Source organism: Paenibacillus sp. J22P90 (genome assembly GCF_059692195.1).
This window is the reverse complement of record NZ_JCAUAY010000001.1, coordinates 249,998-269,870: the sequence shown is the minus strand read 5'-3', so window position 1 is coordinate 269,870 and position 19,873 is coordinate 249,998. Positions and strand designations below refer to the sequence as shown.

Here is a 19,873-nt window from a genome sequence, read left to right as displayed (position 1 = left end):
CTTATGCCTCCTATTGGAATTTGAAGGCAGTAGCAGGAAAACCTCCGCAAGTGACGCAGAGGTTCTCCGTTTGCAGCCTTTTTTGTTCTTATTTTTTCATTGCCTTCACTTCGGTATCCCACTCAGCGTCTGCTTTTTTCAAGTAATCAGCGCTGAAATCACCTTTCACTAACCAGTCTTGAACTGATTTGTAGAACCAGTTACGGAATTGCGGTGGGATTTGGTTAGCTCCCCAGAAGTTGTTGATTTGAAGCGATTTCTTAACGTTCGGATCCGCCATCATCGTAAGAACTTCTTGCAATTGCGGGGAAGCTTCATAGTTCATTTTTTCTTTTGTTGATGGGATTGCGCTTGCTACTTTCAAATATTTCGGATATTGCTCTTTGCTGAAGAAAAATTTAATGAAATCCGAGATTGCAGCTGTTTTGTCCGCATCTTTCGCTGCAACAGCCGATAAGGACCAACCAGCTGGTTGTGCAAGACCAACAACGTTTACTGCACCTTTTTGATCTGGTACAGGGTACCAGCCGAAATCAAATTTCGGATCTGCTTGAGCGATCGTAGGGAACATCCAAGGGCCGGAGTACAAGCTTGCCGCTTTACCTGTCACAAGCATGGAAGCCGTTTGGTTGTCAGCTGTACTCATGTATCCTTTATCTACGTATCCTTTAGTAAATAAATCTGTCAATTGCTGCATCGCTTTTGCAGGACCAGCATCTGTAAAGCTCACTTTGCCTTCGGAACGCTTGGAGTTCCAGTTTGCATCATTGATGAACACTTCGTCGATCAAGAATTTATTAACCCAGAAGCCCCAGTGAAAAATATCTTTACCGCCGACAACGATCGGTGAAATGCCTTTTGCTTTCAGCTTTTCTTGAGCTGCTAGGAAGTCTGCATACGTTTTAGGTTCTTCTGTAATGCCTGCATCTGCGTAAGCTTTCTTGCTGTAAATGATCCCTTGCGGAGCAGGAAGCGAGATAGGTGCGTTGTACACTTTGCCGTTTACTTGCGGTACACTCTCAAACAAACCTTGTAGGTCTTTTGGTAGTTCAGCCAGCTTGCCTGCATCCGCAAATAGTTGCGTGTCACGCATTTCAACTAGGTCTGGGAATTCACCAACAGCATCTTTGGTTTTCAAAAAGTCCAGGTAAGCCGCTGTCGTGGTTTCACTCAAGTCTTTGATTTTGACGTTCGGGTTCGCTTTCGTGAAAGCAGCAATGGAATCAGCTACCGCTTGTTTGGTCGCTGGGTCGCCTGTCGCATAAATGACGCTGAATGTTACGTCTTTTTTCGGAGCCGCAGTCGCTGCAGCTGTGCCAGCCGGAGCTGCGCTTGTCGTTGAAGTTGTGGAATCATTTTTGTTACCGCAGCCTGCCACAATAAGTGCTAATGCTGTCGATCCTACGAGTACTTTGGAAAAAGTTTTAACCATGGTTGAAAGTAACCTCCCTTTAGTATGTAGCTTCTTGTGAACAACTCGAGCTGTGTCCTTTTGACTCGTCAGGTGCTGTTCTATTCCTTGATTTAAGACTAACATACGCCCAAATCGTTTAGAATGAAGTTTTTTAAGCTCGATATGCATGAATTTAAGAAGGTGAAAATGAATGCTCGGGCTTTTATCTACATGGAAAAACAGCTTCCACCCTTGCTTCGAATCGAAGCTAAAGAAGAAGCTGTCTCCAGGAAAAGCTTAATTTTCGACGATTTACCCTTTAATTTGACTCTTATATTCTTGTGGAAGCTTGCCGTAGCTTTTCTTGAACATATCACTGAATTGCCTTGGATTATGATAGCCAACCTGCTCTGCAATTTCGTAAACGAGTAAATCCGTTTGCAAGAGAAGTCGGACTGCATTTTTCATTCGGATGTTCGTGACGTACTGCTTAAAGTTCTCATTCGTGTGCTTTTTAAAGAAGCTGCTAAAATAGTACGGATTCATAAATACTTGGGAAGCCATGCTTTCCAGCGTTATATTTTCACTATAATGCTCCTCAATATATTCCTTAATAATCTTCATCTGCTGCGCTTCGCGGCTGCCGCCTGCGGAGCTTACTTGTTCCAGTATCTCCAAAATACGATCCTTTATGAAGTCAGTAAGCTCACTAAAACGATAACATTGATGCATCCGCTTTTGCCAGTCTTTCCGCTGCTCAGGAGACACCTGGAGGTCAATACCAACAACTGACATCTCCTCCATTAAGTCCGTCAGCAAGGCATATAGGATTAATACCGCAGATTCTTTGCGACCATTGGCGTTGATTGCAGCATGCTCTAAGTAACTTCCTAACAGCTCCTGCACCTGCAGCTTTTCTTTGGCAATGACAGCTTTTATCACAGCCTGCTTGGCATCTGCCAAGAGATGATCTGAGCTGCTATGCCGTTCAGTCTGTGACCAGGAAAGTATTGTCCCTTCCTTTTCAAAATAACTATAATTCATCGTCTCAACAGCCGAATTATAGGACAGCTTTATATCCTGCAAGCTAAGGGCCGGCATACCGATAGAGATCGTCACATGTATTTTAAGATAAAATAAAATCTTATCCCGCATTTCGCTCGCAAGACGCTGCAAATCATCCTCTATACGCATGTAGTTCACGATGACACATAAATTTTCACCTTTACGGATAACGAGACCGTCGCCATGAAGTTGGATCAGCTCATCCACCAAATTGGATACTGCAAACACTAATAGACGTTTCTCATGCTCTCCCCACCTACCATCCTGTAGCTTTACATGAGCAAGCTCCACATACAATACACTGAAACATGGACCAGCAAACTGGGTGTTCAGGACCTGAAGCTTACTCTCCGCTTCCTCCCACCGAATATCCCCATGGGTAAGCCTGTCAAACAGCTCCTCAAGCTGGGTCTTCTTATCCTTTTGTTCATAAACGGCCAGCTTACCTTTGGAGGATTTATCTTCATTTGCTTCCTGTAGTTGCGTCATCGCTTTGCCCACCGCCTCGAGCAGCAGACTCTTCTCAATCGGTTTCACCAAATAATCGACTGCACCGAAGGCAAGCGCATCTTTGGCAAAGGAAAATTCTTGGTATGCACTGATGAAAATAATTTTCGTCCGCAGCTGCCGCCGTTGAACTTCTTTAATGACGTCGATGCCTGAGCCGTCCGGCATACTAATATCCGTGATAACGAGATCAGGCTGCTTGAGTTCAATCTGTTCCATCAAACCCCTGCCTGTCATCGCCTCACCTACGATTGCAATGCCGAGTTCTTCCCACGGTATGAGCTTTTTTAACCCTTTGATAATGATCGGTTCATCATCAGCTAGAATGGCGTTCAACACGGACGCTCACCTCTTTCGTTAAAGGAATGACAAGTCGTACGGTAGTCCCGATATGACGACTGCTATTAATCTCTACGCCAAAACCGTGCCCATACAGCGCTACAATGCGCTCATGGACATTAATCAGCCCAATACTGCTGCCCGTATCCAGAGAGCTGCCCTTAGCTAACTTTTGCCGAACAACTCCAAGCGTATCTTCGCTCATTCCTACACCGTCGTCGTCGACCGTGATACTAAGCAAATTATCAGGCAGCTTTTCAATCGAAATGCGAATTGTGCCTTTTCCTGACTTCGGCATAATGCCATGATAGATAGCGTTTTCGACAATCGGTTGCAGCGATAACTTCGGTATCGCACAGTCCATTAAGTCCGCATCGAACCGGAAGTCAAGGCCTAACCTATGCTCGCCGTACCTGATGACCATCAATTGAAAATATTGCTCCACATTTGCTTTCTCAGCCCGGATTGCAACCGTTTCTTCACCATAATCGAGGACATACTTGAGCTGATGCGATAAGGACAGAATCATGTCGCCAACCTCATTTGCATCTTCTGCTACGGCGCTCATCCGAATCACTTCCAGTGTATTGTACAAATAATGCGGTCTGATCTGACTCTTCAGTGCGTTCAACTCCGCTTGTTTTAGTTTAATCTGCGCAACATACACAACGTCAATGTATTCCTTCAAACGCCCCACCATTTTATTAAATCCATGGGACAGAAGCCCCAACTCATCTGCTGTCCTGACAGTCACCTGCGTATCGAAATTACCCGACTCCACTTTCGCCATTTCTCGCGTAATGCTACGAATCGGATTGGAGAAGCGATTGGAGAACCAGACCGCTACCACAATCAACGAGACCATACACAGGCCAATAACGATCGTAATTGTCTGAATGAGTTGCTCAACTTTGAGAAACAGTTCTTTTTTATAAAACTCCCCTACAATTTGGATGCTATTCTCAGCTGTTTCCTGTTGTAGATGCAAGAAATCATCAGATGTATTCGCGTGAAATTCGGTCCCAATCAACTCACTCTGATTGCTATATAGAATAATCCCCTGTTTATCAACGACATAAACTGTATCCTGCTTATTAAGAACCATTTGCTTAAAAATCTCGTTAAACACGCCAAGGCCAACGTCCATGTAAAAGGTACCAACAGTATCCCCTTCGACCTTGGATGACCCCAGTACGTCGGTTAGATTGCGGCCAAACGTCATCACTTGATCCGTTGCCCCAAGAAAATAATCCTGCTTATGGGAAGGAAAAAAGCTAAGTCCGTTGCGGTTGAGCTTCATCTGCTCTTTCCATTCAATCCTTGGGTATTGATATTGGTAATCCAATGCAACATTGTTCTTCGATAAGCTTTGAAAAGTTCCGTTCGGCAATACAAAAAAGACACTTTGCAGGTTACGTTCTGTATATAACACCGTTTGCAAGAAATCATTAATTGTCATCGTCAATCGGATATCTTTTTCTTTGCTTTGCGCTGCAATCGCTTGTCCCAACTGACCGTAGAGACCGCCAACTCCGTAGGAGTACATCAGTTTGGAAATATTGTTGTATTTGACAAACATATCATCTACATTTCGACTAGCAAACAGCAGCATTTGCTCATAGTTGTTCGTCGCATAACGCTCCATAAAGCCACTAAATGTCTGCAGCGAAATGTAACTGAGAATGAGCAACGGGATGAGACCTACCGTAATGAAAGAAAGTGTAAATTTGGCAAAAATGCTTTTATGCAGCCGAAAAGGGTTGGATGCCATCAGAGAGCCGCCTCATGCTTTCGATTTAGAATAAGTCTATTTTAACAGAATTCGCAAGCGATACTACCGTTGAAATTTAATATGGATGTGCGCTTTTTTAAGACATAAACAAAAAACACCACCCCAAAATGGGCGGCGCTTTCGGATGAAACCGTTATTCAAACTTGACACACCTTTAAAATAACCGATAAATCAAAGTCGCTGCCTGTGCTCTGGTTGTTGAGGCTCCTGGAGCAAACGCTCCATTCTCCATGCCTTGAATGAGACCATATTGCTGCATAGCCGCAACAGCTTCTTGCGCATAGGCACTTATCACTGCTTGATCGGTAAAAGCAGCAGGATTGATGCTTGTCGCAGGCATTTGATCTAACGCCCGTAACGCGCGATACACCATGACCGCCATATCTTGGCGAGAAATGCGCTCATTGGCACCGAACATCGTATCTGATTGCCCTTGCACAATGCCCAGCTTTGAGGCGCTGGCAATCGCATTGTAATACCAATCCCTAGGATGAACATCCGTGCTAGAAATAGATGCGGTTGTATCGCTCAAATCAAACGCGTTAACCAGCATGGCAATAAATTCGGCTCGCGTCACACTTGCTTCGGGATTAAAGCGGTTCTCGCCAACTCCTTGCACAACCCCTCTGGCTGCGAGCCCTTGAATGGCATCCTGTGCCCAAGCAACGCTCGTTAAATCAAGGAAGGCAACGCTGGTATAGGCTGCCATATATTTGCTAAAATGCTTCGGATAAAATTCAACCATGCCGGCATCGCTATTAAATTTACCATTTTTCACGATTTCCAACTTTCCGTCATCCGTAAGGTAATATATGACGACTTGATTCGGCTTTTCGCCTGGCTTTAGTGAATAAGGGATTTCTACCTTTACTTCATGTCCTGAGAAATTGCTGACTCGCTGCCCATCTACGAATAAGTTAAAATCGTAAATTATCGTGTCCTGCCCCACTTGTAGTCCGGACAGTAAAGCTTTATCCACTTGAAAGACCGATAGCTGAATTTTTGAAGCGTCTTCTTTATCTAGCAATTTAGTAGATAAGGTAATTGAGCCCATTCCAGTATCTATTTTAAGTTCGTCAACCTTCTTTTTACCTGCTGCAACAAGTTGGTCTACTTGAACTTCGACTTGGACACCCTTCACATCACCATGCGGATTGACATCAATGATAACTTGGCTGTTGGTCGTGTTTTGAATCGCTTTAGCCAGATCATCTGCTTTAATGCTAACCGCGGCTTTACCTTTCTCGTCTAGCTTTGCTTCTAATGTCACTTTATTATGAATGACTGTAGCCGTTGGAACTGCAGGGGGCGGTGTGCCACCTGAGCCTGTGCCTGTACCTGTATTTGTATCATTTGAGACATTAATAGTTGCACTAGCCGCTTTAGCACCATCCACGCTAGTTGCCGTAATTGTTGCATTTCCTGCTGCAACTGCCGTTACTTTTCCCGCTGCATCCACTGTGGCTACCGTTGAAGCGTTTGAGGACCATATTACTCCTTTATTCGTTGCATTCACAGGCAACAAGGTTGCAGATAGTTGCTGCTGACCTCCTACTTTCAGGTTAACTGTGCTGTTGTCGATCGTAATACCCGTAACTGGAACATTTGGCGTTGTATTTGGGGTAATATTTACTTCTTTCGCACTTCCTAAGGTTACCGCATCAGCAATAGGAAGACTGTTAGATAAATGGAAAAGCGACGCACTCGTTAAACTGAGCGATGCCACTCCTTCCTGGGTGGCTTTAAACTTAACAGCATACAGATCTGAAACATTTTGAAGCCCTGGGACCGTTCCTGTTAATGTATTTACTAAGGTAATTTGGTTATCTGCCAATTGCTTATTGAAATGCATACCACTACTTTGCAAGCTCTCTGAAGCTATGAATTGCAGTTTAGAGGCATCATAGGTGATAACAATTTCATTACCGTACAACAAACTAACATTTTCCGCGGTGACTTCAACTGTTAACGTCTCATTCATTCGTACGTTCTGATGATCAACAGATAAATTAATAATTGCGGGCTGAGCCGCTTGCGATATTCCCGGCAGCAGAGTTAAGCATAACAGCAAGGAAAGACACAGGTGTCTGATCGTGCGCATCATATCGTATTCTCCCTTTTCTATGAAATTCAGTTGGGAAAAGCATCCTATGCTTTTCCCAACCAATTAACCTATTAATTCAATATTCGTGCGGCAATTACAATGAGATCATATAGATCTAGCTTCCCGTTCTGATTGCTATCATACATAATCACTCTTGCCCATTCATTGCTCGCACTCGTCTCACCATAATGTGCGGCAATATAGGCAATGTCACCGATACTTGTACTGATATTGATGCTGTTTCGGAAAATTTGAAGCGCATTAGCCAAAGTCGCTCGGAGCGCCTCAATCTCTGCAACTGTTCCCGAAGTGCTTGCCCCCGAAACTGCTTGCACAATGGCCGTTTGAAGCGCGGTTACATTTGCTTGTTTGTAATGCCCGTAAAGCGTCTCACTGATTGGAGCGGCTGCCGTAGCTGCCTGCGCCTCTGCGATCAAATTATCAAGCACAGTAGTGGAAGGCTGTGTAATCTGGATCGTATAAGCTGGACCTGCTTTAATGAAGGAAACATTCCCACTCGCATCCCCCACTTGTACGTCTTTGGCATACACATTACTTGTCACCGATCCATTAACAGGCAGAGCCAAAAAGCGTATCTCCAGTAAATCGATATCTCCTGTGACGGGATGACCGAGCCCCGCTTCAATCAACTTAATCTGCCCATTGCCATACGTCGATTGCACCACAGTGAAGCCATCAACCAAAGAGCTTGCACCGAGGTACACCAGTCGGCTTGGATCATATTCAATCTTTGCCGATTTCGCGTAGACACTTGTCGTCACACTGTTCAAGCTAAGCATTACAGCAATCGGATTACCGGCTACCACACTTGTAGGTCCAGTCAAATAAACTCCTTGCCTTTGAAGTGCGGCAACAGCTCCACGCAGTGCCGTTAATGCCGCATTCGCTTGCGTATTTGTACCTGTTGCGAGCGCAGCATCCCCTTCCGAGATGCGCTGCTGCAAGAGAGCGAACGAATCTGGTGTATACTGGCCATCTTCATTCTGTAAAGCACGCGCGACTGCAAGCTCAGCAGTCAACATCGTACGAATCGATGCCAATCCTTCCCTTGCCACCCTAAGCGCCTCAATTTCAGAATTCAGCGCGATCAATCCAGAAATGGAGGACAGGGATGCTTCCGCATGCGAGATCGCCTGCTGCAAAGCTTCATAAGTTTCTGGCGTATATCCGCCATCATCATTCTGAATCGCTTTAGCTTGTGTGATTGCCTGTTGCAGTGCCGTCTTATCAATTGGTGCAACAACAATAGCGAACTGCTGCGTTGCCGTTTGATGCGTTAACCGAGCCGTTGCCGAAACGGACAACACATAGGTTCCACCTTCGTCCGGTGTCCAGGCGAACACGCCAGAAGGCGTGATGGAAGCATTTGACGTAGGGTAGGTACTACCATTTTTCGTCAATGTAAACATATAATCCATTTGGTCATAAGGATGAACCGTTTTGACTGGCAAGCTAATGGCGATTCCTGGAACTGCTTGGATACGCGGTTGCTCCATCGTAATGCGGGCATTATCGAATTTAACTTCCTTCGTTGCAGGCGAAGCTATAATGCCGCCATACAGTCCAGCATTTACTTGGGCTGCGGTGTAATTGTATTTCCACAGATCGTTCACTACCCATTCATCTGTTCCATCGATACGGTAAGAGCCGCGAACGGTTGCAGATCCATCGCCGTTAATCGTGTACTTCAGCTTAACCCAATATGTTTTTGTCAAATCAGTTACGCCTGTCTCAAAGCCGAGATTCGCATAATCACCTTGCGAAGCGGCGTTATCGCGGGCCATCGCAAGCACGGAGGTCGTTTTAAATCTGCCAGACTGCGTATTGCTCGTGGAGAACTCCATTGCCGAAAGTGCCATAATAACATTGTCGGCTACTTTGTTGATCCCTGTACTCGCTGGATCAGGCGCATTGTAATTGCTAATCATGACGCCGGCATATTTACTCGGAGCCGAGTAAGAAGTAATTCTCGCCACGATTTCTGCATTTGAAGTCAGCTTTTGGTTTATAAACGTCGTACGCCCTAAAGTCTGATTGTAATTCGGCGCCGAATAGTGTGAATTGTTATTCAGTATTAACTCGCTATTGTCTATTCCTCCATATTTAACAGACATTTTGGTCACACTGTCAGTAGACAACGCACCAGCTTGCCAGTTTTGCCAAAATAAAGGCGCTGAAGCAGCTGGTGTGTTCACCTTCAGCTTGACACTCAATTCGTTGCGGAAGTTCGCATTGTAGCTTACAAGCTTGAGCGTGTAGATAGGATCGGCAACCATACTTTGTTCATATGTCGGTGTCCAATCAAACAAATTTGCGCTGTAAGCAGCTCCACTTGGAATTGACTCAATATAAGAGTAGAAATTATTACCAGTGGGATCATTAATTGTAATCGGCAGAAGTAGTTTTTCCGTTGCATCAATGTTGATCGGTTCTCCCTGCTCGATCGCCGTCTTGTACGGCTCTGGTAACTCATAAAGAGGTGCGCCTAGAATACTGAATTTTACAGTCATATCCGCGGAATAACCGCCACTTTCTGCCGTAAAGGTTATCTCGTACACGCCGGTTTGAAGTCGACTTGGCGACCAGGTTAATTGCCCCGTTGCGTTATTGAAGCTCACTCCAATATCTGCGGACTGCAGCGCTGTACCTTTCTGGTTCTTGATAGACTTTAAGCTGTAAGCAACGGTTGCACCCCCGTCGTCATCTGTATTTGCCCCTGTCGCAATGTCTTTGACTGTCGCCTTCACATTCAAGGTAATGCCTTGTTCAGCAACATAAGAGCGATCAGGAATCAAATCAAACACGGGCACGACCGTGTGATCAAGTACTTTTACCGTAACATCGATACCGCCATAGAAATCATTCTGACCGGCTTTGTCTTGAATACGGAACGGCAATGTATACCTACCTGCAGTTGTAGGCGTCCAAGTAAGTGTTCCAGTAACCGCATCAAACGAAGCTCCTGCCGGCAGCGTTCCTAATTGTTCCACATCACTGACTGGTAAATCACGCACCCCAAACGAATCCTTTGCGGATAGCTGCAGCACTAGTGGCGTCCCTATCTTCACTGTCAGATTTTTCGTAGGTGCTACCGCCGCACCACCTATCGTCACGTTTGGTTTATTAAAAATTGGCGCCACATTATAAAAATTCGTCCCGCTCATCACGCCACCAGTCGCATATGCAAGGCCTACAAACCACTTGCCGTTCACGCCTAACCCTAAATCTTTCCACGATTCTGCGCCGCCAACAAGCGGATTGGAAACAGTCGAGGCTTTATCAAAGCTAAAAATCTTTGTCCAATTTGTCGGATATGCTGTTTCTGCTCCTGTAGCCGGCGCATAATATACATCAACAATTTCGCTGTTTTGATGTGTATCCAGTCGCAGCCAAGCATCCTGATTCAGTGCAAAATTATCTGTTCCTAATCTGCTGGACCACAGACTTTGTTGTATGGATGCAAAAATTCCTTTCGTTGCGTTAATCCTAGCCGCTCGGTGGAACGTAGAACTATCGTAAGCGACGTTCACGTTATTTTTAACCATAAGCGCTTCCCCGAGATGTTCTCCGATGACGGACGATTTATTCACTCGGGTAATGAACGTACCTTCGGATTTTGCTGGAATCTCTTGATATACGAAACGGAACGAGTTGCCGTCCGTGTTCCAGAATCGTTTACCGTCCGAGAATGTCTGTAAGTGAGCGCCGCTCATCAAATCATGACCTTGTGATGGCGTGTTGACATCCACCGATTTCCAAACGCTCGCTGGAAACTCAACACTTTCCTTGGAAATTTCGCCTGTAAGCAGATCAGATGGCATTCCCGCATGATCCTCTGCATTAAAAGCGATGACTTTGTAGAACACCTGTCCATTACTTCCTGCTTTGAAATCATTATCAATGAATCCAATATCCATGACCTGACTACCGATTAACTCCCAACCTTGGGTGTTAGTCGGATCGCCTACTGAAGCTACCGCATCTTTCGTCCTGTAGACATTGTAATACTTGCCTTTATATACATGCTTCCAATTAATCGATATTGTGCCATTCACACTATCGGAGGTGATAGAAGCTGCTACTTTGGCCGGTACTGTTGTGTCGACATTATCTAAACTTGAGAGCGCGACATGATCGACTTCACCTGCTCCAGACGAAGCGATTCCCACGTACACCGAATTCGCCATCGGTAAGTAGAACTCGCCCGGTGTTTTCATCAGATGCCAATTGTTATCCATGAAATAGTTTTCCCCTGTCGAACTGACAGTCGGAAACTGCGGATAGCCCACGTCGCCAATAGGCTGCCAATCTACCCCGTCTACAGAAACGTAAGCGTAAACATAAAGCCCTAATCTAGCGACTTTAATCCATTTGGCACCAGGCACCTGACCTGTTACTGGAACCGGATTTATATTATTGAAAATATTGTAGCCATCTACCCGCATGTCGTAATCTTTCACAATATTCGGCTGCTGTCTGTACACAAACTTGTAGTTGCCAGCACCGTCTAAGGTCAAGAAGCCACCTCTGGATTTGACATCCAGCGATTCTTTGAACAATATGCCGGTTTCTTCACCAGACTTTACTTCCGCAATCATTTCAAAGTTGCCGGTTTGAGGCGCCTTCGTGAGATCCGGACCCGTCAGAAGATTACTGGTGTAAGCATACAGCAGATTTCCACTTGCGGCCTGACTGCCCGTAAACGTCACCTTTCCGCTATTCATCGCAGCTTGCATACTTTGTACAGAGCTAATCTGCTTATCAAGCGACCACACCGTATTGGCTGTTGACCATCCTGCTGTAAGTATATTGCTGCTAACCGAAACCTGAGCATAAGGAGAGTAGTTTCCTGCTTTCCCTGCTGCATTCACGCCTCTAACCTTATAATAGTAAGTAGCGCCGCCTGTAACCGTTGTATCGATATACAGATTCGCATTCTTGTCCACCGTCGCTAATTTAGCGTAAGGACCATCAGCAGTCGTGGAACGGAAAATCTCATAGCTCGTATCGGTCCCTGCACTGTGAGTCCACGTTAATGCTGCTTTCCGATCCACAGCCGTACCCGTAGCAAAAATAGGTGCTGTCGGTACGTCGTTCACAATCGTATCGCTTTCAAGATCTAACGCTACCGCTGTAAAAGGCGGCACTGTTACTTTGCCTTGTACAACAGGAAGTTGTTTGTGAGACATTTTGTCATAAATGGTGGTTTTGTTATAGCCCGATGGCAGTGTAATTTCATAATTTTTGGCGTTGTTATAAGCCATTCTCGTTGTATTCATAGCAATCACATACTTAGAGTACTGGACGGAATAAAATTCACCGTAACCGCCAAATGGCGATCCCGCTTTCGTTGGTGTAAGCGCGATTTGGTCATCGTACCCATTCAGAGATGCAACAGGGAAAACATTGCCCATATCTGTGCTTGTCGAGCCATCCGGCATGCCTGTTACTGGGTCAAATGCAATGTTATATGCAACAGTTGTATCTGGTGTCCCATAATTCCAATAGCCGGACGGTGTATATTGCACTTCATGTTTCAGCATAGCAATCCGATCATAATCGGAGCTGACGGCATGAATTCGGCTCACGCCATTAATACCCGAATCCGACTTATATTCGAAACCAAGTAAATAAACGGTGTCTGCGTCACGGAAATACACGATAGAATCCTCAATATCATAAAACGAGCTATCGTAATGGGCATTCAAATCGAGCCCATCATTCTGCATCGCCTGAAGCTGCGCTGGTGAGTACCATTTCAAGTTCGTTGAAGGAATAAGCTTCATCACACGAGGATGGTTCGTCACATACTTGTAGCCTGCCAGCGATTTCAAATCAGAAGCAAAGCTACGACTAAAGGCAGGTGTTAGCTGATTGTCCTCCAGCATCTGCTGCGCATAGCCAACGGCATCCGTAGCATAACCGAAATATTTTGAATAATCCGCGCCAAAATAAGCGCTGTATTTACTTGGATTCTTCTCTAGCTCCTTCTTTAAAAGAGCTAAGAGGAACGGGTTCACAGTCGTTGTCTGCGTTGGGCTTAAATGAATATGATAGCCGGCATCGTACGGGTAAAAGGGCCCCCGAGCTTCGATGGTCGCTTCCAAACGCATGGAGCGATACCCTTCATCGACATCCGAATATTTCATATGCGCACGTGCATTAGAAGCCAGAAGTGCTTTGCGCAACAGTTCGTTTTCATCAGCCAGCTTCACGCCAGGACCATTCTGGAAATTCACCGGAGTATCCCGAACCAATCGCCATGCATGAACCAAGTAGTCGCTATGCTCGCCGTATCCAGCTACATAGGTAGTCTCCCGTGTCAACCCGAAAGCTGTAGTCATGTAGTACTCGAGTCCCCAGGCTTTGCGGTATTCACCGATATAATTGCGATCTGAATCATACTGGGTGCTATCATTGAAGGCAGCTAAATTGACAATGTTTAATTTCCCCGTGTAGGCTGTACCGCCTAATGTCGTTTCAGCTTCAACCGTTCCATTCACCTTGTCAATATCGTAATATGGTAAAATTCCCGTAGAACGATATAGCTGGCGCAATGCAGACTTATAGTTTTCAGCAAAAGCCGATTTGATCACGAGCAAGCCTGCATTGCTGCGCCATGCGCCAAACATTTGAAACATGACTTGATTCGTTAATGGCGTCAACGTGTAGGCGTGTGTGCGTGCATAATTGAAGTTTAACCACAAGATTTCCTCATATGCCGAGCGCCTAGAAGTAATGAATGGCTCCGCACCTACGTCTACTGCCGCTTTGGGCATTAAGAACGGATACGGTTGACCAGCTGCTGGTTGATTGAAGAAATTTGCTACGGTTACAAACTTATCTCGCCAGTTAATTTTCTCTGTCCCGTTGTACCAGGCATCAAAGTTTGCGTATCTTGTTCCACCAAGTGCTGCGTACCGTCCACTGTCGAACAGCTTGTTCACATTCCAAAGCGCTTCACCTAAGCCTTGGTAGTAACCTCCCCAAGAGGATTGATGTCCGCCGGTTTGAATTGTCGCAGGACGATTTAAGTAGTTGATAACGAGGCGGTCCATCGCTCCAATGACCGATTGCAGTAAATTATCAATACCCATCGATTGAAGCATAGTATCATACTCTGGCGCATCTTGGTCCAGCATCGCCTCTGTAACATATTTCAAATTGAACAAATTCACATCATTCTGCGAGTAAGGCGGCAGCATCGTCCCGTCCCCATGCGCGTTCTCTTTATGATTCCACGTTGCCGTTGTAAAATTGTTCGTCGAAGCATTTCGCGCTAGCACGCCTTCCATAACTACTTTCACATCGTTAAAGAGCTTGCTCCTCATGTTCGCTGCTGTGATTGAATTTGGATCCAGATCGGAGCCGTTGCTGCCATTATTCCGTACAGGTGGAACATAAGAGGTCAGCTTACCGCTGGTTTCAATGACTTCTTGTGCAAGTGAAGCTGTTGTATGTACATACCCCATATAGTATTTATTGGAGGGGTTAACGACTTTTTCGGTATAGGCTTTACTGAATGTCCCAGCACTATACGGATAGTAAGCTGCTGTCGTCCGAATCGTTACCGTAAGCTCAGTTTTGCCCTTTGTCTTCTCGAGCGGAATAGGAACTGTACTGTAATAGAAACGGTTAACTATTGGTGATTCTTCTGCGATCTTTGCAATAACTAGTGGAGCTGGATAGACGACTTGATTGTCGATGGCAAGAAACGCCCGATATTCCGTCGCATCCGAACCCCATAGCTTCATCGTAAAATAATTCTGGTCGTTCGGATCCACCTTAATCGTGAATGTAATATCACCGCCGTTGAAATCCGGCACACTTTTCGGCAAAGAGACCCTAGCCGACTCACCTTCAGCACCTATTACGGACTGGCTGTCCGTCGCGATAAGATGATGCGCCTGCTCGCTGGCACTATCCCCTAAATCAATAATGTCTTTGACGCCATAGGCATCATAACTGCCATCATAACCGGCTTCCGCAGCCTGTGCTTTCACTGGGAATATCGTTCCCAATTGAACGGAGCCGAGGATCATGACAATGGCCAGTATGATGCTTAGCCATCGATTACTAGTTCGATTCATTGCTTACCCTCCCGAAAATGAAAAATAAAATGGCGACATCTGCGCTGAAACCGCATACATCAAAGTAATTTGAGCTTAGCAGAACGTTGATTATTGCTGAATGCGTTTTTTAAAGACATAACTGCATTTTTTTAAGAGAGATGATTCCGCTCGCGATAAGATCCACACAAGTAGGGGGAACCGGGAATTTGAATACTCCCTAGTTCCCCCTCTCGCTTCTACTTAATCCTGATCGCTAGCGAAATTAAATCGAAGATGTCCAATTTCCCATTTTGATCACTGTCATACATCTTCAATTCCAACCAATCTGCGCCTTTACCGCTTTTCGACTTGCCATAATTCGCAGCAAGGATCGCTAAGTCGCCGATGCCTGCAGTCTGGTTCACCGAAGCTTTAAACACTTGAACGGCAGCCTGCATGGCAACTTCCATTGAATCTACCGTCTCCTGGCTAATATCTGGGTCCGAAGCTACTATTAATGCAGTGGATATCGATGCTTGCAGCGTATCGGCTACTGCTTGTCGATAATATCCCCAACGTGTGGCATGAATCTTTGCTGCCGCCCTAACTGCCTGCGCTTCTCCGATTCGAGCTAGAAGCTCGGATTTGTCTACTTCTGTGACCAGAACCTGTACGTGATGAGCAGCACTATCCGGTAGTGCCATTTCTACACCGTCTCTATCCACTGCATATACTTCCGATAAAAAGATGGAACCTGTCGCGCTATGCGTTGACACAAGAGCACAGAAATGCAGCGTCAATACGTCTAGTGTGCCAGTAACCGCATTACCCAAGCCAGCAGTGTTAAGATACACGTTGCCAGAAACACTTGTATCCTGCTTGAGCACACTCCAATTAGCTTGTAACGTCTGGGCAGATACGAATTGGAACAGCGAATCATCGTAATGGACTTTCAGCGACTGTGCATAAACATTAGCAGTTACATCCTGCATCCTGTACGTCACATCAAAAAGCTGGCCTGCTTCAGCTGTCGGTTGCCCACTCAGCACCGTTACACCAAGCGTCAGCTCAGGATCTGGGCCGAGATAAAAGATTTTCGTTGATAACGGAGCTATCGTTTGCTCAACCATCAGATCTACTTTTAAGCCGCTGATCAATTCTCTTGCTACAGTTGCACCTGTTATTTGGAAATGATGTGTTTCTGTGAAAGAGCGATTCATCACAATGACGTAATCTCCGTACTTGGCAACGTTCAGCCCTTGAAGAATACCTGGCGTGCTCATTTTCACATTCGCTACGCGGTCCATCGTGCCATCCATGAAATGAACTCTGGCTGTATTCGAAGGCGCTGTAACAGATCGCCAGTTCAAAATGCTATACAGCTTTTCATCCCCATGCTTCACAGCTACCGTCCCCGCCACTTCATCCGCCCATGCAAAATCAGGCTGGTCATCTTCCATCGGAAAGCGAACATCCGCTGGCCGCAACTGCTCTAACTTCGTACCAGCCTCACGATCGCTCACGCCTGTTGTCCCTTCAAAAATCCCCTTTAAATACTGCACATACTCCGAGTCTGTCTGATCGATCTTTTCCATACTATTAAGCAGTCCAATCGCTCTTGGCAGATCTTCAGAGAAATGTAGCAACGTACCTTCAAAATTATAGTTATACACATCGCCATATTGAATAATTGCATCCAGAAAACGAAGAGCGTTGGCATCGCCATGCTCAATTGCCATATTCGGTGAGTACACATACTTCACTCGTCCTGTGGAGTAAATAATTCGCCAAGTCGCCGCCTCCTCGCCTACCATCACCGGCTGACCTTCTAGATCATTCGTAATGCGAAAAAATTGGCTGTACGCCTCCAGCGCTGCTTTAGCCCGCTCCAGTAGGACAGGATCTTCCGACCACTCCGCATTCAGCGAAGTGAATTCCACACTGTGGCTGCCGTAGTTGCCGTCATACCCGCCGACATCGTTGGCAGAGTTGCCCTCACGGCCTAACCCTTTCGGCGTAATTGTGTAGCGTCCATCAATATTAGGCTTCACACCGATCGCCGCATACAGGTAATCTTTTTCAATTGTATTTTTTGCTGCTTCTGCATTCGTCGGATTCAAATATGCGACACTCTTGTTCAGCAAATGAGCCGCCGTCATATTAGCCATCTCTTGGTTGCCGATTCTTCCGCGATAGCCAGCCTCGTAGTCTCTCGCTTTGATGAACATCTCCGAATACGCCATTGAGCGAGCAACTGGTGCTGTTGTGGGATTACCATCTTGATCGATGGTAATCGAAGTGTTCAACTTGCCTGCAGCATCCAATGCGTCATGCATCAGAAGGAACGACTCAGCCATACCGAAGAGACCAAATCCCTCCAGTTTCGCATTCGCGTCGATTCGATTAGGTCCGCCGATCCACGAAACGCCGTCATCCCGCTGAAAACCTCCGTTGGCTCCTTGTGCAATGGTGTAATAATCGAGCGCTTTTACATAACGTTCAAGGAGCTCAGTGTTATGATAATATCGCGACCACTGCCCATTGTATGCACGCGCTAGTATAAGCAAAGTATTCATCGCTGTTACATTTGATTCAATCGTATGACTGTGCATTGAAGCTTTCCACTCGGCTTCAGTTCCTGTCCACGGATCCGAATAGAATAGAGGAATTGCTCCCGTTGCCATAGCTGGTGCCTCTCCTGAGGCAACAAGCGTATCCCATGTTGGTCCGAAGCGTTGAAACCCAAGTATGCGCTCCACAAAACCATCCACTTGACCGACAAGATAATTACGCTGTGTCTGGCCATACTTGTGCTGTATGGCATTGCCTGTATTCAGCGCAGGCTTCACACCCTGATCTTCTCCTTGTGGGATAAAAAAAGGATCATCATGGCTGTACGCTTGATAAATACCACGGCTTGGTTCTTCAAGTGGCGCATACCATTGGTCTTTGGCTAAGTAGGGATTCACTGTGCCCGTTGCCACGAGTTTAATGCGTGCTTTGCTCTTACCGTCCGTCATAATTGCCGGAAGCTTGTAGGTCGCATAATAAAAGCGGTCTGTGGCCACAGGCTGCTTATACATATCGTCCAAATCAGGATAAACCGACGTATAATCCGGCTGGAAGGCATCTCCGTTTATGGGATCAAGCAGACGGATGGCGACTTTCTCTTCACTGTGATCGGAACCCCAAAATTTGACGGTTACATAATTCTGCTTCTCTGGATTCACCGCCAAATCGAACTCCATTGCGCCTTGGCTTTCGAATTGGCGGTAGCTTTGTCCGAATCCGCCTGTTCCTACGCGAGTTCCCGTTTCAATAAAGCCATGAATAGCTTCTGATGCAGTACTCCCTAACTGAACGCTGTCTAGCTGTACGCCTTCACTCGGCCCAACATCCAAGTTAACATGACCTTGTTCAGTGACTTGCACCTGCATGCTGCCCAGATCATATTGGTCATCGCGCTTATTCACAATACGAAGATTATCGAAGTAGACCGTTCCCAAGGAAGCACGAAGCGCAAAATTCACACGGAGTCCTGTTGCATTTGACGGTGGTGTGTACCGAACGATAAGATTCTTCCATTCACCTGTCGAGCCTTCCGATAATCGGAAGCTCTGAGAAGAGCCTGCAATCGACGTATTGCCCGCATATGATTCCAATGTCATTGAAGCCCCGAAGCTCGCGTTATTCCGTACATAGTTGTCGGTAAAATACCAGACGCTCACCTGATATTCATGCCCGCCTGATACTTGAAAAGCCGGGCCGCTCGTTCCCATATTGTTCATCGAGATCTGACTAGCCGCATCACTGCTCGCGCTGGTGGAATTGAGTTTCATCGCTCTGGCACCGGAGCGTTTGAACGCGCTATCCAGTGTTACTGCGTAACCAGCAGCACTGCCGGCCGACTTCCAAATCCCCTCGTGTACTTCAAAGCCGGATTCAACTGGCGCATTGGGATCACTACCGGGCGTTGTTTCCGTACCAGAGGATAGCACAACCGACACATCGTCATACCAAACCGTGCCAATCGCGTTGCGCAGTACCAAATTGATACGGAGTTTCGTTGCAGGTGAAGTAACGGTGTACTGCATTGTTAATTTCTTCCACGTATCCGTCGTTCCCTCTGGCGGCTTCACCTTCTTAGCAGAGCCTGCAATCGTCGCTCCTGTCGTTTCATTGAACGACTCAACGGACATTTCCGCGCCTAAGGATGTGTCATTCGCTACATAGCTTTGTGTGTAATACCAGACGCTTACGTCATAAGTCTTGCCTGGCTCAACTGTAAACGCAGGCTTATTGTCGACTTTATTATTCGCAATATATAAATTGGCAGCGGCATTATTGGCAGCGCTCGTGCTGGCAAATTTATAAGAACGCGTCCCTGAATGTGAGAATGTTCCATCAAAGCCCGCACTATAGCCAGCTGCACTGCCTGTTAACTTCCATACATCAACGTCTCCTGTCTCAAAGCCGGATGATGCTGCCAACGACTCAGCATACGCTGGAGTTCGTACGATTGACATGCTGCAAACTTGCAGCACCAACGCACTGATTAAGCTGGTATGGAGCAGTTTTTTCCATACACCTTTCATCTTCAT

General features: G+C 46.1%; 6 protein-coding genes. All 6 read right to left on the bottom strand.

The annotated features are described in order from the left end of the window. Positions 1-88: 88 nt before the first annotated feature. Positions 89-1,432: an ABC transporter substrate-binding protein gene (locus tag AC58UX_RS01160; protein WP_497248891.1), complete on the bottom strand. Its 1,344-nt coding sequence runs from the start codon at positions 1,430-1,432 to the stop codon at positions 89-91. 273 nt (positions 1,433-1,705) lie between these two features. Continuing rightward, positions 1,706-3,304 (bottom strand): response regulator transcription factor, encoded by a 1,599-nt coding sequence (locus tag AC58UX_RS01155; protein WP_497248889.1) that lies wholly within the window; start codon positions 3,302-3,304, stop codon positions 1,706-1,708. Next, positions 3,282-5,075: a sensor histidine kinase gene (locus tag AC58UX_RS01150; protein WP_497248887.1), complete on the bottom strand. Its 1,794-nt coding sequence runs from the start codon at positions 5,073-5,075 to the stop codon at positions 3,282-3,284. The genes AC58UX_RS01155 and AC58UX_RS01150 overlap by 23 nt, the downstream gene beginning before the upstream one ends. Before the next feature lie 175 nt (positions 5,076-5,250). Beyond that, the gene (locus AC58UX_RS01145; RefSeq protein ID WP_497248885.1) at positions 5,251-7,197 is read right to left on the bottom strand and encodes an S-layer homology domain-containing protein; all 1,947 of its coding nucleotides are present in this window, start codon (positions 7,195-7,197) and stop codon (positions 5,251-5,253) included. 74 nt (positions 7,198-7,271) lie between these two features. Next, positions 7,272-15,311, bottom strand: coding sequence for a putative Ig domain-containing protein (locus tag AC58UX_RS01140; RefSeq protein WP_497248883.1), 8,040 nt, complete (start codon positions 15,309-15,311; stop codon positions 7,272-7,274). Positions 15,312-15,529: 218 nt separating this feature from the next. Continuing rightward, positions 15,530-19,867: a cohesin domain-containing protein gene (locus tag AC58UX_RS01135; protein ID WP_497248881.1), complete on the bottom strand. Its 4,338-nt coding sequence runs from the start codon at positions 19,865-19,867 to the stop codon at positions 15,530-15,532. Positions 19,868-19,873: the final 6 nt, after the last annotated feature.